This window comes from Bradyrhizobium sp. 186 (assembly GCF_023101685.1).
In the GTDB taxonomy this organism is placed as follows: domain Bacteria; phylum Pseudomonadota; class Alphaproteobacteria; order Rhizobiales; family Xanthobacteraceae; genus Bradyrhizobium.
Genome location: NZ_CP082164.1, coordinates 5,795,445 through 5,814,341 on the forward strand (window position 1 = coordinate 5,795,445; position 18,897 = coordinate 5,814,341).

The 18,897-nt window shown below is 64.4% G+C and carries 17 protein-coding genes, 1 tRNA gene and 1 pseudogene; 18 read left to right on the forward strand and 1 reads right to left on the reverse strand.

Translation table 11 applies throughout. The features are described 5' to 3' along the window. The first annotated feature begins 19 nt into the window (after window positions 1-19). The 14 genes and pseudogenes from IVB18_RS27860 (at window position 20) to IVB18_RS27925 (ending at window position 12,215) form a co-directional block, all read left to right on the forward strand. Window positions 20-1,316 (forward strand): annotated as a pseudogene (locus IVB18_RS27860) (MFS transporter). Between the two features lie 146 nt (window positions 1,317-1,462). After that, the gene (locus IVB18_RS27865; RefSeq protein WP_247983618.1) at window positions 1,463-1,666 is read left to right on the forward strand and encodes a hypothetical protein; all 204 of its coding nucleotides are present in this window, start codon (window positions 1,463-1,465) and stop codon (window positions 1,664-1,666) included. Window positions 1,667-1,825: 159 nt separating this feature from the next. After that, window positions 1,826-1,902, forward strand: a tRNA-Asp gene (locus IVB18_RS27870). A gap of 175 nt (window positions 1,903-2,077) precedes the next feature. Further along, a complete protein-coding gene (locus tag IVB18_RS27875) occupies window positions 2,078-2,404 on the forward strand; it encodes an HU family DNA-binding protein (protein WP_256476381.1) in 327 nt (108 codons plus the stop codon). A gap of 102 nt (window positions 2,405-2,506) precedes the next feature. Next, window positions 2,507-3,757 (forward strand): peptidase T, encoded by a 1,251-nt coding sequence (gene pepT / locus IVB18_RS27880; RefSeq protein ID WP_247983620.1) that lies wholly within the window; start codon window positions 2,507-2,509, stop codon window positions 3,755-3,757. Between the two features lie 151 nt (window positions 3,758-3,908). Then, window positions 3,909-4,121 carry a hypothetical protein gene (locus tag IVB18_RS27885; protein ID WP_247983621.1) on the forward strand — a complete coding sequence of 71 codons (213 nt, stop codon included), beginning with the start codon at window positions 3,909-3,911 and terminating at the stop codon, window positions 4,119-4,121. Window positions 4,122-4,320: 199 nt separating this feature from the next. Further along, window positions 4,321-4,878 carry a sigma-70 family RNA polymerase sigma factor gene (locus tag IVB18_RS27890; protein WP_247983622.1) on the forward strand — a complete coding sequence of 186 codons (558 nt, stop codon included), beginning with the start codon at window positions 4,321-4,323 and terminating at the stop codon, window positions 4,876-4,878. Continuing rightward, on the forward strand, window positions 4,875-5,516 hold the full coding sequence (locus tag IVB18_RS27895; RefSeq protein WP_247983623.1) for a DUF1109 domain-containing protein: 642 nt from the start codon (window positions 4,875-4,877) through the stop codon (window positions 5,514-5,516). The genes IVB18_RS27890 and IVB18_RS27895 overlap by 4 nt, the downstream gene beginning before the upstream one ends. Before the next feature lie 116 nt (window positions 5,517-5,632). Then, window positions 5,633-5,887: a hypothetical protein gene (locus IVB18_RS27900; RefSeq protein ID WP_247983624.1), complete on the forward strand. Its 255-nt coding sequence runs from the start codon at window positions 5,633-5,635 to the stop codon at window positions 5,885-5,887. 226 nt (window positions 5,888-6,113) lie between these two features. Then, on the forward strand, window positions 6,114-6,623 hold the full coding sequence (locus IVB18_RS27905) for a DUF411 domain-containing protein (protein WP_247983625.1): 510 nt from the start codon (window positions 6,114-6,116) through the stop codon (window positions 6,621-6,623). A 94-nt stretch (window positions 6,624-6,717) separates the two neighbouring features. After that, a complete protein-coding gene (locus IVB18_RS27910) occupies window positions 6,718-7,077 on the forward strand; it encodes a hypothetical protein (protein WP_247983626.1) in 360 nt (119 codons plus the stop codon). 94 nt (window positions 7,078-7,171) lie between these two features. Continuing rightward, window positions 7,172-7,579, forward strand: coding sequence for a FixH family protein (locus IVB18_RS27915; protein WP_247983627.1), 408 nt, complete (start codon window positions 7,172-7,174; stop codon window positions 7,577-7,579). Continuing rightward, the gene (locus IVB18_RS27920; RefSeq protein ID WP_247983628.1) at window positions 7,576-9,027 is read left to right on the forward strand and encodes an efflux RND transporter periplasmic adaptor subunit; all 1,452 of its coding nucleotides are present in this window, start codon (window positions 7,576-7,578) and stop codon (window positions 9,025-9,027) included. Before IVB18_RS27915 ends, IVB18_RS27920 begins: the two co-directional genes overlap by 4 nt. After that, on the forward strand, window positions 9,024-12,215 hold the full coding sequence (locus tag IVB18_RS27925) for a CusA/CzcA family heavy metal efflux RND transporter (protein ID WP_247983629.1): 3,192 nt from the start codon (window positions 9,024-9,026) through the stop codon (window positions 12,213-12,215). Before IVB18_RS27920 ends, IVB18_RS27925 begins: the two co-directional genes overlap by 4 nt. Window positions 12,216-12,248: 33 nt before the next feature. Here IVB18_RS27925 and IVB18_RS27930 read toward each other — a convergent pair whose 3' ends face one another. Beyond that, window positions 12,249-12,878 (reverse strand): cation transporter, encoded by a 630-nt coding sequence (locus IVB18_RS27930; protein ID WP_247991750.1) that lies wholly within the window; start codon window positions 12,876-12,878, stop codon window positions 12,249-12,251. Window positions 12,879-13,030: 152 nt separating this feature from the next. On the opposite strand from IVB18_RS27930, the gene IVB18_RS27935 reads away from it, so the two are divergent. The 4 genes from IVB18_RS27935 to IVB18_RS27950 are packed head-to-tail and all read left to right on the forward strand — an operon-like array spanning window position 13,031 to window position 18,895. Then, window positions 13,031-13,390 carry a hypothetical protein gene (locus IVB18_RS27935; RefSeq protein ID WP_247983630.1) on the forward strand — a complete coding sequence of 120 codons (360 nt, stop codon included), beginning with the start codon at window positions 13,031-13,033 and terminating at the stop codon, window positions 13,388-13,390. Between the two features lie 54 nt (window positions 13,391-13,444). Next, window positions 13,445-14,716: a divalent metal ion exporter subunit IhpA gene (gene ihpA, locus IVB18_RS27940; protein WP_247983631.1), complete on the forward strand. Its 1,272-nt coding sequence runs from the start codon at window positions 13,445-13,447 to the stop codon at window positions 14,714-14,716. After that, window positions 14,713-15,690 (forward strand): divalent metal ion exporter adaptor subunit IhpB, encoded by a 978-nt coding sequence (gene ihpB, locus IVB18_RS27945; RefSeq protein ID WP_247983632.1) that lies wholly within the window; start codon window positions 14,713-14,715, stop codon window positions 15,688-15,690. The genes ihpA and ihpB overlap by 4 nt, the downstream gene beginning before the upstream one ends. Beyond that, entirely contained in the window at window positions 15,683-18,895 is a 3,213-nt protein-coding gene (locus IVB18_RS27950; RefSeq protein WP_247983633.1) for a CusA/CzcA family heavy metal efflux RND transporter, read from the forward strand. The genes ihpB and IVB18_RS27950 overlap by 8 nt, the downstream gene beginning before the upstream one ends. Window positions 18,896-18,897 lie beyond the last annotated feature (2 nt).

The window sequence follows — 18,897 nt, forward strand, 5'->3', positions numbered from 1 at the left end:
AGACTAATTGGGGGAAGCGATGGTCGATGTGACGTCACAAATGTCGGTGCCAACAGCCGCCGCGGCAACGCCGTCGGCGCGGCGCTATTACGTGCTCGGGCTGCTCACCATCATCTACGCGCTGAATTTCCTCGACCGCACGATCTTCAATGTCCTGATCGAGCCGATCAAGAAGGAGTTCGCGCTCAGCGACACCATGATGGGCCTGCTCGCGGGCTTCGGCTTCGCGCTGTTCTATTCCCTGCTCGGCATCCCCATTGCGCGCGTGGCCGACCGGCTCAACCGGCGCAACATCGTGGCCGTGGCCTTTGCGTTCTGGAGCGCGATGACGGCGTTGTGCGGAATGGCCTCGAGCGTGACCTCGCTCGCGTTTGCCAGGATTGGTGTCGGCATCGGCGAATCCGCGGGCTCGCCGGCCTCGCAATCGATCGTCGCCGACCTCTTTGCCAAGAACGAACGTCCGCGCGCGCTCGGTATCTACGCCGTCGGCACCTATCTCGGCGTCTTCCTCGGCTATTTCGTCGGCGGCTACGTCAACCAGCACTATGGCTGGCGGATGGCGTTCTATGTCGCGGGCCTGCCCGGCATTCTGCTCGCCGTAATTTTGTGGCTGACGATCTCCGAGCCGAAGCGCGGCGCGATGCAGGAGAGTTTCGTGCCGGAGCCGCTGGGGCCGACGCTGCGCTTCCTCGCATCCCAGCAGAGCTTCATCATCGTGCTGATCGGCTTCTGCCTCACCACCTACACCAATTACGCGACCGCGGCCTGGATCCCGCCGTTCCTCGCGCGCGTGCACCATCTGTCGAGCGCCGAGATCGGCACCTATGCCGGCACCTTCAAGGGGCTGGCCGGCATGGCCGGCACCCTGCTCGGCGGCTTCGTGGTGGCCCAGATCAGCCGGCGCGACGACCGCTGGAAGCTGTGGGCGCCCGCGATCACCTCCGGCCTTGCCGGCCCGGTGTTCGCGCTGTGCCATGCTGACACAGGATTTCGCGATGATGGTGGCGATGCTGGCGCTGACCTCGTTCCTGGTCGGCTTCCATCTCGGACCAATCTTCGCGATCGCGCAGACCGTGGCAAAACCGAGCATGCGGGCGCTGGCCTCCGCGCTCATCGCGCTCACCGCCACCTGCTTCGGCCAGGGCGTCGGCCCGCTCGCCGTGGGCATGGTCAACGACGCGCTGAAGGGCAGCTTTGGCGCCGACGCCGTGCGTTATTCCCTGCTTTCGGCGGCGGTCACGACCACGCTGGGCGCCCTCCTGTTCGTCTGGGCCGCCCGGTCGATCCGGACCGATATCGGCCGGGCCGCGGCCTGAGGGCCGGGTCCGTGGTCCCATCGTGCGGCGAAACCAGCCGGGCGGCCAAATGAAACCATTTTGCGGAACCCGCGAAACCATCCGGAAACAGACGGTCCCTAGAACAAGAGCCAACAGACGGCGGCAAAGCCCGTCGGGAGGCTCAGATGAACCACTCAATTCACTCTGCTGATCGTGGTACCCACATGAAGATCGTGGTGGTGGCGCTGGTGGCCGGCATTGCAGTGGCCGCCTTCGGGATCGCTGCCCGTACCAACGCCGATTACAGCCAGACGGCTCAGTCCACCCACGTGATCAAGGCCGGCAAGGCGGTCGTGGTGACGAGCGCGGGCACGTCGGAGATCCGCTGACGGGCACTATTCTGGAGAGACCAGTGGCGGCCTCCGGGCGGCCTTTTCGTTTTCCAGAGCAATACTTAGCCGAGGCGTCCTGGCAAAGCGCAACATCCTTGACTTCACCATGTCCCCCCTTTAAGTCCCCCCTCGTTCCGCGCGCGATTAGCGAACCACGCGGGAGTAGCTCAGTTGGTTAGAGCGCCGGCCTGTCACGCCGGAGGTCGCGGGTTCGAGCCCCGTCTCTCGCGCCATTTTGGCAATCCCTTCATAGCCTTAAGCCCGAACTCTTCAACGCCCTTTGCGCCGGCGATTGATTGCGTTCGCCCAGCCGGAACCGCGGCATAGTCAGCCCGCTCCCGAATCGTCTAGGCCTGCGAGAACTTAGAGAATCCCACGCTTCTCGACTTTTCCAGGGATTCCCTGTCATTGGACAATCGAGGAAGGCCAGACAACATGGCGAAGAAGGCAGCCACTCCCGTCACCATCACCCTCAAGCACCTCGCCGCCGACATCGCGGAAAGCCAGGACCTCTCGAAGAAGCACGCCGAGGCCGTCCTCACCGACATGGTCGACCTGATCACAAAACACCTGAAGAAGGGCGACCGGGTCCGCATCGTGGGTCTGGGCATCCTCCAGGTCCGCAAGCGCGCCGCCCGCACCGGCCGCAATCCCGCCACCGGCGAGCCGATCCATATCGAGGCCAGCAAGAAGGTCGCGTTCCGGCCGGTCAAGGAGCTCAAGGAAGCGATCTGAGGCTACGTTTCGTTAAGCCTGATCCGGCGTCGTTCCGGCCGCAACGCGGCCCACTTTTCTGGTATATCCCCAGCTTCCCCTGACCCGGCGGTTTGACCAGAAATGTCCTCCCTCACCTTTTCGCATACCGTGACCGAGCGCTTCCTGCGCTACGTCACCATCGATACCCAGTCCGATCCGGAATCCCCGGCCTCGCCCTCAACCGAGAAGCAGAAAGACCTCGGCCGCGTGCTCGCCGCCGAGCTGAAGGCCATCGGCGTCGCGGACGCCCATCTCGACGACTACGGCTACGTCTATGGAACGATCCCGGCCAACACCGACAAGAGGGTGCCGGTGATCTGCTTCTGCTCGCATATGGACACCTCGCCCGACTGCTCGGGCAAGGACGTCAAGCCGCAGGTCGTGAAGAACTATCGCGGCGGCGATATCACGCTGCCAGGCGATTCCAGCCAGGTGATCCGCTTCGCCGAGCATCCCGCGCTGAAGAACCAAATCGGCAACGATATCATCACCACCGACGGCACCACGTTGCTGGGCGCCGACAACAAGGCCGGCGTCGCCGAGATCATGGATGCCGCGCATTTCTTCATCAACAACCCCGACGTGAAGCACGGCACCATCAAGATCCTGTTCACGCCCGACGAGGAGATCGGCCGCGGCGTCGACAATGTCGACCTGAAGAAGCTCGGCGCCGATTTCGGCTACACCATGGACGGCGAGAGCGCCGGCAGCGTCGAGGACGAGACCTTCTCGGCGGACGGCGCCACCATCACCATCAACGGCGTCAGTGCCCATCCCGGCTATGCCAAGGGCAAGATGGAGCATGCGATCAAGATCGCAGCCGCGATCGTCGAGCGCCTGCCCAAAGAAGGCTGCTCGCCCGAGACGACCTCAGGCAAGCAGGGCTTTCTGCACCCGATCGGGATTGACGGTGCGCTGGAGCAGGCGACGCTCTCCTTCATCGTGCGCGACTTCACCGAGGAAGGGCTGACGGAGAAGGAGGCCCTGCTCGAGGGCATCGTCAAGGACGTGATGAAGGATTTTCCGCGTTCGACCTACCGCTTCGAGGTGAAGGAGCAGTACCGCAACATGAAGCAGGTGATCGACCGTCACCCGCACATTCTCGAATACGCCATCGAAGCGATCCGCCGCGCCGGCCTGCGCCCGATGCGCACCGCGATCCGCGGCGGTACCGACGGCTCGCGGTTGTCCTTCATGGGCCTGCCCTGCCCCAACATCTTTGCCGGCGAACACGCCTTCCACTCACGCCTCGAATGGGTCAGCCGGCAGGACATGGAGAAGGCGGTGCAGACGATCGTGCATCTCGCCATGATCTGGGAGGAAAAGGCGTAGAGCTTTCGCATTCCCGGCCGAGCTGCGCACCGAGGCCGATGGACGCCAAAGCCGACCATTTGCGGTGTTCTCCCTGTCCTATGTTAACGACGCCGGCTCCACGATCATCAAGGATGCGATCGGGGCGGAACCTCCGGATGGGGAGTGCCGCGTGGATCGCAGATCGGCGTGCCTGCATCAGGCGAATGCATTCCGGGAAAAGGCGATCGCCGATCCCGAGCATCAAGACCAATGGGTCGATGAAGCCATCAAATGGCTGGAGCGGGCGATGGAAGCGGGCCGTCGCGCCGCCATCACGGTCGAGTCCGAGGATGGCTGTCGCTCTCCGGAGCCGGCAATCCGCGCCCCGCGCCTGCATGGCTAAATCGTGGAGCGAATGCGCTTCTAGGCGTGGTTCCCAATTGCCCCGGCCTCTGGTCGCTTCGAACGAAGCCATCCCAACTCGCGTTGCGTGACCACTCCGATCGGCCTCTCGCACCGTTTCCCTCGGAGGAGGAAAATGAGAATCTTTCGAACTGACTGTAACCGAGTCGGCAATACGACCGAACTAAAGCCAAGTGGGTATGACGTCTCCGGAAACAGAGCTAAAGGCACTGATGCTTGCCAGCCAGGACGGCGATGCGGCTGCGCATCGGGTGCTGTTGGAGCGGTTGAGCCGCCACTTGCGCGCCTATTACAAGGGCAAGCTCGCGAAAATAGGCCGAGGTGCAACGGAAGCCGAGGATTTGGTTCAGGAGGCCGTGTTGGCTATCCACATCCAGCGTCACACCTACGATCCGGAGGAGCCATTGACCCCCTGGGTGTACGCGATCGCGCGCTACAAGCTGATCGATTTCCTCCGCCGAAACCGGACATCCCTTGCCGACGTGCCGATCGATGAAGCCAACGACGTCACGGCGAACGACGATCACCTCGGCGCTGAGAGCAGCTTTGATCTCAGGCGCCTGCTAAAGCACCTTCCGGAAAAGATGCAATGCGCTATCGAGGCCGTGAAACTGGACGGATTGAGCGTAGCTGAAGCAGCACGGCGTTGCCGTATTTCGGAGTCTGGCGTGAAGGTCAATATTCATCGCGGATTGAAGGCGTTGGCGGCATTGATCGCACAGAGGACGCAAACATGAAGACGGACGAGCTGATCACTGCACTTAGCATGGGCGTCGAACCGGTTAACCGGCGGCTGGTCGACCGCAGCGTAGGCATTGCGCTCGCGATTGGAACGGCTGTTGCGATCGGGGTGACGTTCGTTGCGCTTGGCGTCCGCGCGGACCTGGCCACGCCTCGCGCCGTGATTTTCCTGTTCCTGAAGTTCGCGTTCGCGGCCGGTACCCTAGGCGCGGCATCTGTGTATTTGGCACGGCTGGCACGTCCTGGAGGGGAGCGAAGGGTTTCCTCGGGACTGGCCGCGCTGCCGTTTGTGGCGATCCTGCTGCTTGCTGGCGGCAGCCTTGGACAGGCGCCCAGGTCGCACTGGGACAAGATGGTGATGGGCGGTGAATGGATCGAATGCCTCATTTCCATTCCGATCATTGCGATCGTCCCCTTTGCCGCCGTTATTTGGGCCGTGCGAAAGGCAGCTCCGACCAATCTGGTTCGGACAGGCGCGTTCAGCGGGCTTGTCGCAGGCGGTGTGAGCGCGGTCGCCTATGCACTTCATTGCACCGACGATTCGCTGCCTTTCATCGCGCTCTGGTACGGCGGCACTATTGTGCTGTGCACGCTCGCAGGTGCGATGTTGGGACCGCGGCTGCTACGTTGGTAAGTGAAAAGATGATGTATCTCACGTCGGCGTGAGCCTGTAACCGCCGGACGGCTGGCTCCGAACTCCTCATGAGAAGCGCATTGAATGCGTTTCCTCAAAATGATGGAGCCGGGACCATGTTGACCAAAAGCCTTCTCGCAATCACGCTTCTGGCGATGCTATCCGCCAGCGCCCAGGCGGGCTCGACCATTTCCGACAAGAGCTACTGGCCGAACGAGGCCAGGCAAGCCACACAATCCGGAGCAGCCATCTCGCCACGCGACTTGAACTCCGCGTTCGCCTATGATCGCGGATCCGGTGTGCAGCCCGCGACAGCACCGACCGTCGGCGCATCCGGCTCGCGCTATCAGGGAGGGCCCAAGTCCCACTAAAGCGCGATGAGATGAGGATGAATCATCATCGCGTTTTAGGTTATCGTTTGAGCATGATCTCCGCGCAAACGCGTTCCGCGTTTGTCCCGAGGGAAAACCGCTTCGCACTTTTCCGGATCATGCGCTAGTTCTGATATTCGCTTTGTCCCACGGCGAGGGATTGCGGAATAGCATAGGGCTCCGCGATCCCTCGTGCTCAAGTTCACCGCAACAGGAGAAACGTCGGATGATTCCAGGCGACCATGCAGGAAGCGCCGAGAAGGACGCACACCGCTTTGCGCGACGATCCGTTCTGGGATTGGTCGCTGTTGCAACACTCGGAGTGGTGACACGCGCCGCTCTTGCTGCTGAACGGGTGATCAAGGTCCACAAGGATCCGAACTGCGGCTGTTGCTCCGGTTGGGTACAACACTTGCGAAACGCGGGGCTCACCGTCGAAGCGGAGGATGCTTCTGACCTCCCGAGCGTGCGCAGGCGCCTGGGCGTCCCACCCGATCTGGCGGCGTGCCATACGGCAGAGGTGAGCGGCTACATCCTTGAGGGACACGTCCCGGCAGCAGCGGTGCAGCGGCTGCTGGCCGAACGCCCGAAGGCTACGGGGCTCGCTGTGCCCGGCATGCCCATAGGGTCGCCGGGAATGGAAGGTGGGGACCCCCAGCCATATACCGTCGTGCTGTTTGGACCGGCCGGTCGGACGCCGTTCATGCGTTTTGTTGGCAAGGAAGCCATTGGTTGACCCGTTTGAGACAAGTTAACCACAGGGCGCCTAGCTCGCGCATTTGTGAACCGGAGGACTTTCCAGCGTCTCCCCCGCGTGAGAGTGTCGCACCATGAACGCTCGCTGCTTCGTTAAGTTCGTCCTTGCGGTCCTTGTGACCGCGGGACTGACGGTCGCGCCGCTGGTTACACCCGCGGCGGCGGGCCATTGGACGACGGGCAACATGCAGATGGCCGACGCGCAAGACATGCCGGACGACATGTCGTGCTGCCCGGACGAGCAGAACAGCAAGCAATGCCAGGACTGTCCTCTCGTCGCAATTTGCATGTTGAAGGTGTTACAAGCCGGACCATCGATCTCGCCGATAATTGTCGGGCAGCCAGTCATCGAACTGCTTCAACCGCTCGATGACATCATTGCCGACGGCTTCGCCCGGCCCCCTCCGGATCACCCCCCTCGATTGATCGTCTGACCGGCGCTGTGGCGCCGGAACGTTGACGCGCGTCTGTCGCGCGTCGCCGCATGCCGCTTCGGCGGCCCTACAGACATTTCGAGGAACAGACATCATGAAGACTTCCCCTGCTGCGCGCGCGCTCGCCGCCGCGCTGATTGGCATTTCGATTACGGCAGCGCCAAAACTCGCCTTCGCTGGCATCAAGGACTACGAATTTCAGCTCGTCGAACCGACCGTGCAGGCCGGGGCCGACAAGGTCGTGACGGTGCGGCTGATCAACAAGAAGACCGGCAAGGCAGTACCGGACGCCGTCATATTCGCCTCCCGGCTCGACATGGCCCCGGACGGCATGCAGGAGATGGTTACCAAGGTTACCGCGATGCCGGGCACGGAGCCTGGAACCTATCGGTTCAAGGCGAGCTTCGGCATGGCTGGACGCTGGCAACTCTCGCTCGGCGCTAAGGTGCAGGGCGAGACCGGCACGGTCGAGAACAAGCTCGTCGTCACGGCCGAGAAATGACTCGCGCCAACCTCATAGGCACTGCCGCTGCGATAATCGCAGCGGCAGGTGTCGCGCTATTCGCCGCCGGCGTCGTGCGGCAACAGCCCGACGTCGGCCAATTTGTATCAGCCGCGAACGCAGCGGATACAAATGCCCCGATCTACTATCAGGACCCGGACGGCAAGCCGCTCTATTCGTCGACGCCGAAGAAAACGCCGGACGGCCGAGACTATCGCGCCGTGCCCGCGGGCGCCGATATCAGTTTCGATGAGCCGGGCTCGCCGCCAGGGATGAATGCGACCGAGACCAGGGCCGATCGCAAGATCAAATATTACCGTAACCCGATGGGCTTGCCGGACACCTCGCCGGTGCCGAAGAAGGACTCGATGGGGATGGACTACATTCCCGTCTACGACGGCGATGACAGCGACGACGGTAGCGTGAAGCTATCGCCGGGCAGGATTCAGCGAACGGGCGTCAAATCCGAGCCAGCCGCCCTGCGCAGGATCAGGACGACGGTGCGCACACCAGGCACGATCCAGCTGGACGAGCGCCGCATCTCGGTGATCGCCATGCGTGCCGAGAGCTATCTGCAAAAGGTGGCCGACGTCACAACGGGATCGCGCGTCGCCAAGGGGCAATCCCTGATGGAGATCTACAGCCCGGCTGTGTCCTCGGCCGCGGCTGAATATATTGCGACGATCAGTTCGCCCGTAACCGGCGGCGCCGGGCCTTACGGACGGGGCTCGCGGCAACGGCTGGTAAACCTGGACGTGCCCGAGCCGGTCATCGCCGAAATGGACAAGAGTCGGTCTGTTCCGGTAACGATTCAATGGTCCGCGCCGCGCGACGGCATCGTGCTCCAGCGCAACGCGATCGAAGGAATGCGTGCCCAGCCAGGCGACGTGCTGTTTCGTATCGCCGACATCTCGCTGGTCTGGGCGATGGTCGACGTCGCCGAACGCGATCTCGGCAGCATCGCCGTCGGCCTGCCCGTTTCCGTGCGGGCGCGCAGCTATCCCGGGCGCAAGTTCAATGGCCTGATCAGCGTGATCTATCCGCAGCTGAACAAGGAGACGCGCACCGCGCGGGTGCGGATCGAGCTGGCGAATCCCGATCTCGCTTTGCTCCCGGACATGTATGTCGACGCCGAAATCGACACAGGCACTCCAACGCCGGTGCTCTCGGTGGCCGAGAGCGCGGTGCTCGATACCGGCAGCCGGCAGGCTGTGCTGGTCGACAAGGGACAGGGTCGCTTCGAGCCGCGCGAGGTCAAGCTCGGGCGACGCGGCGACGGCTATGTCGAGATCCGCGACGGCCTTGCCGAGAGCGATGCGGTCGTCACGTCAGCCAACTTCCTGATCGACGCCGAGAGCAACTTGAAGGCGGCACTCAAGGGGTTTGCCGAAGCCGGCAACACGCAAGACGCCGGCTCCGGCGACAAGACGATGGGAGCGAAGCCATGATCGCGCGCGTCATCGCATGGTCGGCGCGCAACCTGCTGCTGGTGCTGTTCGGCACCGGCTTCGCCGCCGCTGCCGGCTTCTATGCATTGCTCCACTTGCCGCTGGATGCCATTCCCGATCTCTCCGACACTCAGGTCATCGTCTACACCGAGTATCCCGGCCAGGCGCCCCAGGTGATCGAGGACCAGGTCACCTACCCCCTCACCACCGCGATGCTGACGGTGCCGAAGTCGAAGGTGGTGCGCGGCTTCTCCTTCTTCGGCGTGTCCTTCGTCTATGTCATCTTCGAGGACGGCACGGACATCTACTGGGCGCGCTCGCGCGTGCTCGAATTCCTCAACGGAGCTTCGTCGAGGCTGCCCGCCGGCGTCGCGCCGACGATCGGCCCCGACGCCACCGGCGTCGGCTGGGTCTACCAATACGCCGTGATGTCCAAGGAGTTGAACCTCGCGGAAACCAGGACAATCCAAGACTGGAACCTGAAATTCGCACTCGCCAGAGCGGAAGGCGTGGCGGAGGTCGCAAGCGTCGGCGGCTTCGTCAAGCAGTACAACGTCATCCTCGACCCGCAGCGCATGCGCGATCTCGGCATCACCATGCAGAAGATGCGCGAAGCGATCCGCGCCAGCAATGCCGACGTCGGCGGCCGCACTGTCGAGCTCTCCGAATTCGAGTATGTCATCCGCGGCAAGGGCTATCTCAGAAGCATCGACGATCTCGGCAACATCGTGCTGAAGACCGACAATGGAACCCCGGTCAAGCTGAGCGACGTCGCCCGCGTTGAGCTAGGTCCCGACGAGCGGCGCGGCATCGCCGAGTTCAATGGCGAGGGCGAGGTCGCAAGCGGCATCGTGCTTCAGCGTTTCGGCATGAACGCGCTTGACGTGATCGAGAACGTCAAGAAGCGCTTCAGGGAGATCGCGACCAGCCTGCCGAAATCGGTTGAGATCGTTCCGGTTTACGACCGCTCGAACCTCATCTACGCGGCCATCGAAACGCTGAGGCACACGCTGGTCGAGGAGAGCATCGTCGTCGCACTCGTCTGCATCGTGTTCCTGCTGCACGTGCGCAGCGCGCTCGTCGCGATCCTGATGCTTCCCGTCGGCGTGCTGATGGCGTTCGGCGCGATGAAGCTGCTCGGGATCGGCTCCAACATCATGAGCCTCGGCGGTATCGCGATCGCGATCGGCGCCATGATCGACGCCGCGATCGTCATGATCGAGAACGCGCACAAGCATCTCGAACGTGCCGAGCCCGGCCGTTCGCGGGTAGCAATCCTGGTCAACGCTGCTACCGAGGTCGGCCCTGCGCTATTCTTCAGCCTTCTGATCATCACCGTGTCGTTCATGCCGATCTTCACGCTGGAATCGCAGGAGGGCCGGCTGTTCAGCCCGCTCGCCTTCACCAAGACCTTTGCGATGGCGGCGGCTGCGCTGTTGTCGGTCACGCTGGTGCCGGCCCTGATGGTCATCTTCGTCCGCGGCAGGATCGTTCCGGAGCACAGGAATCCGATCAACCGCCTCCTGATCTGGATTTATCGCCCGGTGATCGCTGGCGTGCTGCGCGCCAAAATCCTGGTGGTCCTGCTCGCGCTCTGCGTGCTCGCCGTTTCGGTCTGGCCGGCCGGCCGGCTCGGCACCGAGTTCATGCCGAACCTCGACGAAGGCACCCTGCTCTACATGCCGACCACGCTACCCGGCATTTCCGTGACCAAGGCGGCCGAGTTGATGCAGACCCAGGACCGCATCATCCGCTCCTTCCCCGAGGTCGCCTCGGTCTATGGCAAGGCCGGCCGCGCGGCAACCGCAACCGATCCCGCGCCGTCGGAGATGTTCGAGACCATCGTCAATCTGAAACCGAAGGAGCAGTGGCGCTCAGGCGTGACCGTCGACAACCTGATCGCCGAGCTCGACAAGGCGCTCCAGTTTCCCGGCGTCTCCAACGCCTGGACCATGCCGATCAAGGCACGCATCGACATGCTCTCGACCGGCATCCGCACGCCTGTTGGCGTCAAGGTCATCGGTACCGACCTCGCCGGGATCGACAAGCTTGCCAGGCAGATCGAGCAGGTTCTGAAGGCAGTCCCCGGCACCTCCTCGGCCTATGCCGAACGCGGCCTCGGCGGCTATTACCTCGAAATCACGCCGAACCGCGAGGCGCTGTCGCGCTATGGCATCATGGTGCAAGACGTTCAGGACACGATCGCGACCGCACTCGGCGGCCAGACCGTGACCACGACGGTGGAAGGCCGCCAGCGCTTCACGGTCAACATGCGCTATCCGCGCGACTTGCGCGACAATCCGAAGGCGATCGCCAGCGATCTCCTGGTACCGATGCCGGCCGGCGGCGCGGTTCCCCTCGGCGAAGTCGCAAGCGTCACGCCGGCGCGCGGGCCAACATCGATCCGGACCGAGAACGGGCAGCTTGCGGCCTACATCTATGTCGACATCCGCGAACGCGATCTCGGCGGCTATGTCGCCGATGCTCAGCGCGCGGTGCAGGCGCGCATTCAGTTCCCGTCGGGCTATTATGTGATCTGGAGCGGACAATACGAATATCTCGAACGTGCCACCGCACGGCTCAAGATTGTCGTGCCGGTGACGTTGCTGATCATCTTTCTCCTGCTCTACCTCAACTTCCGCTCGGTCACCGAGACCATGATCGTCATGCTCTCGCTGCCCTTCGCCCTCGTCGGCGGCCTCTGGCTGATGTGGTGGCTCGGCTTCAACCTGTCGGTCGCGGTCGCTGTCGGCTTCATCGCGCTTGCGGGTGTCGCCGCCGAAACCGGCGTGGTAATGCTGATTTATCTCAACTACGCGCTCGCAGAGACCAAGGCGAGCTGCGCCCTCGCCGACCGCGTCCTGACCCGCAAGGATCTCTACGCGGCGATCATGGAAGGCGCCGTCGAGCGGGTTCGTCCGAAGATGATGACGGTGGTCGCGATCATGGCCGGCCTATTGCCGATCATGTGGAGCACCGGCACGGGCTCGGAGATCATGCAACGGATCGCGGTGCCCATGATCGGCGGCATGATCTCCTCGACGTTGCTGACGCTGATCGTGATCCCTGCGATCTTCGGACTGGTGAAGGGCGTCAGCCTGCCATCGGGCCGCGACAATGAACAAACGTCGCCGGCGCGGGATGACCGCATCATTGAGGCCAAGCGCATTGCGAAGCCCGCGGCATGAGGCCTGCCGGCTCGGTGAGCTCGCGCTCTTGCGTCAGGCCGGGCGAAGCTTCAGCTCCATCCGGGAGTGCTGCACCACCACAACCGCGCCCTGGAGCGCCAGCCCTGCCATGATGGCGGCGACAATCACGTCGGGCCAACCCGTACCGGTCCCAAATACGCCGAGGGCGGCCAGCAACACGGCGATGTTGCCGAGCACATCATTGCGAGTGCAGATCCAGGCGGAGCGCATGTTGGCGTCGCCCTTGCGATAGGCCCACAACAACCCGAATGAGGCTGCGTTCGCGGCAAGCGCCGCGACACCAACCGCACCCATGGTGAACGCGCTCGGCAGCGTGCCATGGGCGGCGTGCCAGACCACCATGCCGACTACCCAGAGGCCGAAGGCGCCCATCGTCAGCCCCTTGGCGAGCGCCGCGGCCGCGCGATAGCGCAGCGCCATACCAACCACCAGAAGGCTGATGGCGTAGTTCGCCGCATCTCCCAGGAAATCGAGCGCGTCCGCCTGGAGCGACGCCGATCCGGCGGCAAGGCCGGCTCCGATTTCGGCCAGGAACATGACGGCGTTGATGGCAAGCACCGCCCACAACACGCGGCGATATGCCTTGTTGTCGCGGTGGCGATCGAGATTGAGCGGCGGGGGTGAGCAGCATGCATCGGCCATGCCCGACAAGATAAGGCGATCGAGCGTCCCGGACAATCACGGTGTCCGGTCTGCCCCGCGACACCGAGTTCCTCACACGTAATACTGTTGCGGGTCGACACCGTTCCCGGTGGCATGCTAGGCCGGACGAAGACCGCAACGAGAATAACATCGTGCTCGCAACCCGCCAGCCTTTAGGATTTTGTCGCCCGCGCAATTGGCGCGGGCTGCTGGCTGTGCTGATCGCGGCGGTCTATCTGCTTGCAGGCGCGCTGCATGGCCTGCACGACATCGACGTCACCTCGCCCGCCGGCGGATCGGAGATCGCCGCGGTGCTCGATAGCTCCGGCCACACCGACCACAAGGCGCTGGGCGGTCATCATTGCCATGGCTGCTTCTCGGTGACGGTGGCGCAGCCGACCCCATCGGCTGCATCAATCGAGCTTGTGTCTGCTTCAATCCCGCAGCCCGAAACGTCCCTCGCGGGCATCGTCCCCGATACCGACTCCCCGCCTCCCAAACATATTGCCTGAACGGATTGGTCGGGCGCTCGCGCCCATTAGGTTCATCCTTCACAGGTCGATTTCATGTTTTGCAGGGGAATGGCCGCGCGCCTGGCGTGCACGGCGGCGTATCTGATCGCCGGGCCGGCGCTTGCACCGTCGCACGCCCAGACTTTGACGATGCGGAGTGCGCTGTCGCGGGCGCTGGCCACGAGCCCGCGTCTGACGGCGGCCGAGCGCGATCTCGGCATCGCCACCGGCCAGCGCATCCAGGCAGGCGCGCTCCTCAATCCGGAGCTGTCCTATGAACAGGACAACTCGTTGGGGTCCGGCATCTATCGCGGCACCAAATCGGCCGAAACCACGCTCCAGATCAGCCAGGCTTTTGAGCTGTTCGGCAAGCGCGACGCGCGGATCGCCGCCGGCGTCGCCGGAGTCGCGGTCGCGGCGATTCAGCGCAAGGCGATCGGGCTCGAGGTGCTGTCGGAGACCGCGATCGCCTTCCTCAGCGTGCTCGGCGCGCAGCGGCGCATCCAGATCCTCGACGAGCAGATTACCGCGATCGACCGGCTGACGCCGCTGCTGCGCCGCCGCGTCGAGGCCGGCGCGTCCTCGCCGGCCGAAACCGGCCGCGCCGAGGTCGCATCCGCCCTGGTGAAAGCGGATCGCGAGCGCTTCAAGGCCACGCTCGCCAGCGCGCGGCGCGAGCTTGCGGTGCTGATGGGGGATCCCGCGCCAAAATTCTCCGACGTCTCCGGCCGGCTCGACACCGGCCGGCCGCCCTCATTCCAGTCAGTGGTCGCCGCCATCGACGCCAATCCGCAACTTGTGCGCTGGACCGCCGTTTATGCCCAGCGCAACGCCGAGCTGTTGCTGGCGCGGCTCAGGCCCTATCCGGACGTGCGGATCGCGGCCGGCTGGCGCCATTTCAACGAGACCAATGACGACGCGGTGCGCCTTACCGTCTCGGTCCCGATTCCCGTGTTCGACCAGAACCAGGGCAACATCCTCTCGGCGCAGGAGAGCCTCGCCAAGACGACGGCCGAGCGCGAGGCCAACCGCAACACGCTGGTCGTGGTCGCCGGCCGCGCCTACGACTCGCTCCAGGGCTCGCTGCGCGAGCTCGCCGTGCTGCGCGAGACCGCGATCCCGAAGGCACAGGAGGCGGCCGCGGCGATCTCGCAGGGCTACGGCCAGGGCCGCTTCACGCTGCTCGAAGTGCTCGATGCCCAGGCAAGCGTCGCGCAAGCCCGCCTGCGCGAGCAGGAGGCGCTGCAGAATTTCCACGCGGGCGTCGCAACCATCGAAGGCCTCGTCGGCAATCCGTTCTCGCTCGCCCGGGAGGGCGCAAGATGAAGACCTCCTCCACCATCCTCGTGGCGATCGTCGCGGCCGCGCTCGGCGCCTACGGCTACGCGATGTTGGCGCCGGCCCGCGTTGCGCCATCCGAACATGCCGCGGACAAGAAGCCGGAGAAGCCGAACGATCACGTCGAGCAGGACGAGCACGGCGCCGATCGCATCCGCATCTCCGACGTCAAGCTTGCCGCCGCGGGCGTGACGCTGGCGGAGGCCGCGAGCGCCACGCTGACCGACACGCTCGCCTTCAACGGCATCTTGCGCGCCAACCAGGAAGCCGTGGTGCAGGTGACACCGCGCTTTCCGGGCGTCGCCAAATCGATCCTGAAGCGTATCGGCGACAAGGTGGGCAAGGACGATCTGCTCGCCTCGATCGAAAGCAACCAGAGCCTCACCGTCTACGAGCTCAAGGCGCCGATCGGCGGCACCATCATCGAGCGGCAGATTTCGCTCGGCGAATATGCCTCCGAACAGAAGCCGGCCTTCGTCGTCGCCGATCTCTCGAGCATCTGGGTCGACCTCTCGATCTATCGCCAGGATCTCAGGCGGGTCCGCATCAGTGACGAGGTGCTGATCGACCCGGACGACGGCCGCGGCGAGATCAAGGGCGCGATCTCCTACATGGCCCCGATCGGCGCGAGCGAGACCCAGACCGCGCTCGCCCGCGTGGTGCTGCCCAACCCGGATGGCCGGCTCCGTCCCGGCCTGTTCGTCACGGCGCGGCTGATCCTGGCCGCCCGCGACGTTGCCGTTGCCGTGCGCAAGAGCGCGATCCAGACGCTGGAGAACAGGACGATCGTGTTCGTCCGCGAGGACGGCGACAAAATCGAGGCGCGCCCGGTCGAACTCGGCGACTCCGACTCGAAATTCGTGGAGGTCCGCGCGGGACTCTCGGCCGGCGAGCGCTACGTCGCCGAGAACAGTTTTGTGGTCAAGGCGGAGATGGGCAAGGGAGACGCCGATCATGATTGAGCGCATCATCGCCGCGTCCATTCGTCAACGATGGCTCGTAGTCCTCTTCGCGCTCGCAGCCGGCGCCTTCGGTACCTGGAATTTCGCACGCCTGCCGATCGACGCCGTACCCGACGTCACCAACGTCCAGGTCCAGATCAACACCCGCGCACCCGGCCTGTCGCCGCTCGAAGCCGAGCAGCGCATCACCTTCCCGATCGAGACTGCGATGGGAGGCTTGCCGAAGCTCGACTACACGCGCTCGATCTCGCGCTACGGCCTGAGCCAGGTCACCGTCGTCTTCCAGGACGGCACAGACATCTATTTCGCGCGCCAGCTCGTGAACGAACGCATCCAGCAAGCCCGCGACCAGTTGCCGGCCGGCACCGAGGTCGCGATGGGGCCGATCTCGACCGGCCTCGGCGAGATCTACGTCTATTCCGTCGAAGCCAAGCCCGGCGCGAAATCGGCGACCGGCGCCGATTTCACCCCGACCGAACTGCGGACCATCCAGGACTGGATCATCAAGCCGCAGCTCCGCACCATTCCCGGCGTGATCGAGGTCAACTCGATCGGCGGCTACGAGCGGCAATTCCATGTACTGCCGATCCCCGACCGGCTGATGGCCTACCGGCTCGGCTTCCGCGACATCATGACGGCGCTTGCCGCCAACAACGCCAATGTCGGAGCCGGCTATATCGAGCGCAACGGCGAGCAATATCTCGTCCGCGCCCCTGGCCAGGTCGCCAATATCCAGGAAATCGAGGACATCGTGATCGGCACGCGCGGCGGCGTGCCGGTGCGCGTCCGCGACGTCGCCGACGTGCAGGAGGGCCAGGACCTCCGCACCGGCGCGGCGTCGGCGAACGGCAAGGAGACCGTGCTCGGCACCGCCATGCTGCTGATCGGCGAGAACAGCCGCACCGTGGCCCAGCGCGTGGCCGCAAGGCTCAAGGATATCGCGAAATCGCTCCCCGAGGGCGTGATTGCGCACGCGGTCTACGACCGCACGCATCTGGTGGAAGCGACCATCCAGACAGTCGAGAAGAATCTGGTCGAGGGCGCGGCGCTGGTGATCGCGGTGCTGTTCCTGATCCTCGGCAACTTCCGCGCCGCGCTGATCACCGCCTGTGTCATTCCACTCTCCATGCTGTTCACGATCAGCGGCATGGTCGGGACCAAGGTCAGCGCCAATCTGATGAGCCTGGGGGCGATCGATTTCGGCATCATCGTCGACGGGGCGGTGATCATCATCGAGAACTGCCTGCGGCTGCTCGCCGCCGAACAGCACCGACGCGGGCGCCTGCTCTCGCTGGAGGAGCGGATGCAGACCATTCGCGAGGGCGCCAGCGAGGTCATCAAGCCGAGCTTGTTCGGCACGCTCATCATTGCCGTGGTCTACCTGCCGGTCCTGACGCTGACGGGGACCGAGGGCAAGATGTTCACGCCGATGGCGCTCACCGTGCTGATGGCGCTTGCGGGCGCAGCGCTGCTATCGATCACGTTCGTTCCAGCCGCCATCGCGATCCTCGTCACCGGCAAGGTCTCGGAGACGGAGAACATCTTCATGCGCGCCGCCAAGCGGCTCTACGTTCCCTTGCTCGACCGTGCCATCCGCTACCGCGGCAGCGTCGCGCTCGGCGCCGTGCTGATCGTCGCCGGAAGCCTCTTCGCCGCAACGCGCACGGGCGGCGAGTTCATCCCGAGCCTCGACGAAGGCGACATCACCATCGAGACCATCCGGATTCCCGGCACCAGCCTCACCCAGAGCGTCGACATGCAGCTTCGGCTGGAGAAGGCGATCAAGCAGGTTCTGGAGGTGGCGACCATCTTCTCCAAGGTCGGCACCGCCGAGATCGCCAACGACCCGATGCCGCCGAACGTGGCAGACACCTATGTCACGCTGAAGCCGCGCGAGGAATGGCCCGATCCTGCGAAGCCAAAGGATGAAGTGGTCGCCGAACTCGAACGTGCGGCCAACACCCTGCCCGGCGCCGCCTATGGCATGACCCAGCCGATCCAGATGCGGTTCAACGAGCTCATCGCGGGCATCCGCAGTGACGTCGGCGTCAAGATCTTCGGCGACGATCTCGACGTGCTCGCGGGCATCGCCCAGCAGATCCACGGCGTCGTTCGCGGCATCGAAGGCGCCGCTGATGTCAAGACGGAGCAGATCGCCGGCCTGCCGATCCTCACGGTGAAGCTCGACCGCCAGGCGCTGTCGCGTTACGGCCTAAGCATCGGCGAGGTGCAAAACCTCGTCGAGATCGCGATCGGGGGAAAACCGGTCGGAAAACTATTCGAGGGCGATCGCCGCTTCGACATCGTGGTGCGCCTGCCAGAAAACCTTCGCGCCAACCCGGATGCGATCAAGTCGCTGCCGATCCCGCTGCCGCCGGGCGAGGACACGGCGGCCGTCACCAAGACCGCATGGCCGGGGACCGCGAGTACAACGCTGCGCTACGTCCCCTTGTCCTCCGTCGCGGCGATCGAGATCGCGCCCGGCCCCAACCAGATCAGCCGCGAGAACGGCAAGCGCCGGGTGGTGGTGATGGCCAACGTCCGCGGACGCGACCTGCGTTCCTTCGTCACCGAGGCCCAGGAAGCGGTGGCGCACAAGGTCAAGCTACCGCCGGGCTATTGGATCGGCTGGGGTGGACAGTTCGAGCAACTGGTCTCCGCGACCAAGCGGCTCACGATCGTGGTGCCGGTGGCGCTGCTGCTGGTGTTCCTGCTGCTGTTCATGAGCATGGGATCGGTGGCGGACGCGCTGCTCGTCTTCAGCGGCGTGCCGCTGGCACTGACAGGCGGCGTCGCGGCGCTGTTGCTGCGCGGCATCCCGCTGTCGATCAGCGCCGGTGTCGGCTTCATCGCGCTGTCGGGCGTGGCCGTCCTCAACGGCCTCGTCATCATCGCCTTCATCGAACGGCTGCGCAGCGAAGGACGCCCCATTGCGGATGCGGTGCGCGAGGGCGCGCTGACCCGCCTGCGCCCCGTCATGATGACCGCGCTGGTCGCCTCCCTCGGCTTCGTGCCGATGGCGCTTGCCACCGGGGCCGGCGCGGAGGTGCAGCGGCCGCTTGCGACCGTCGTCATCGGGGGGATCATCTCCTCGACCGTGCTGACGCTGCTGGTATTGCCGGCGCTGTATATGCTGTTCCGTCGTGACGGAGCGAGCGAAACGCCTACAATGCGCCCTGATTTGGCAGCTTCCCGGGAGCGATAGAT

Bases quoted from the DNA above. Each gene is read 5' to 3' on its own strand.
- IVB18_RS27900 (WP_247983624.1), top strand. From the start codon at position 5,633: ATGTTGACCAAAAGCCTTCTCGCAATCACGCTTCTGGCGATGCTATCC.
- IVB18_RS27925 (WP_247983629.1), top strand. From the start codon at position 9,024: ATGATCGCGCGCGTCATCGCATGGTCGGCGCGCAACCTGCTGCTGGTG.
- IVB18_RS27950 (WP_247983633.1), top strand. From the start codon at position 15,683: ATGATTGAGCGCATCATCGCCGCGTCCATTCGTCAACGATGGCTCGTA.
- IVB18_RS27895 (WP_247983623.1), top strand. From the start codon at position 4,875: ATGAAGACGGACGAGCTGATCACTGCACTTAGCATGGGCGTCGAACCG.
- pepT (WP_247983620.1), top strand. From the start codon at position 2,507: ATGTCCTCCCTCACCTTTTCGCATACCGTGACCGAGCGCTTCCTGCGC.
- IVB18_RS27910 (WP_247983626.1), top strand. From the start codon at position 6,718: ATGAACGCTCGCTGCTTCGTTAAGTTCGTCCTTGCGGTCCTTGTGACC.
- IVB18_RS27930 (WP_247991750.1), bottom strand. From the start codon at position 12,878: ATGGCCGATGCATGCTGCTCACCCCCGCCGCTCAATCTCGATCGCCAC.
- ihpA (WP_247983631.1), top strand. From the start codon at position 13,445: ATGTTTTGCAGGGGAATGGCCGCGCGCCTGGCGTGCACGGCGGCGTAT.
- ihpB (WP_247983632.1), top strand. From the start codon at position 14,713: ATGAAGACCTCCTCCACCATCCTCGTGGCGATCGTCGCGGCCGCGCTC.
- IVB18_RS27915 (WP_247983627.1), top strand. From the start codon at position 7,172: ATGAAGACTTCCCCTGCTGCGCGCGCGCTCGCCGCCGCGCTGATTGGC.
- IVB18_RS27865 (WP_247983618.1), top strand. From the start codon at position 1,463: ATGAACCACTCAATTCACTCTGCTGATCGTGGTACCCACATGAAGATC.
- IVB18_RS27905 (WP_247983625.1), top strand. From the start codon at position 6,114: ATGATTCCAGGCGACCATGCAGGAAGCGCCGAGAAGGACGCACACCGC.
- IVB18_RS27890 (WP_247983622.1), top strand. From the start codon at position 4,321: ATGACGTCTCCGGAAACAGAGCTAAAGGCACTGATGCTTGCCAGCCAG.
- IVB18_RS27920 (WP_247983628.1), top strand. From the start codon at position 7,576: ATGACTCGCGCCAACCTCATAGGCACTGCCGCTGCGATAATCGCAGCG.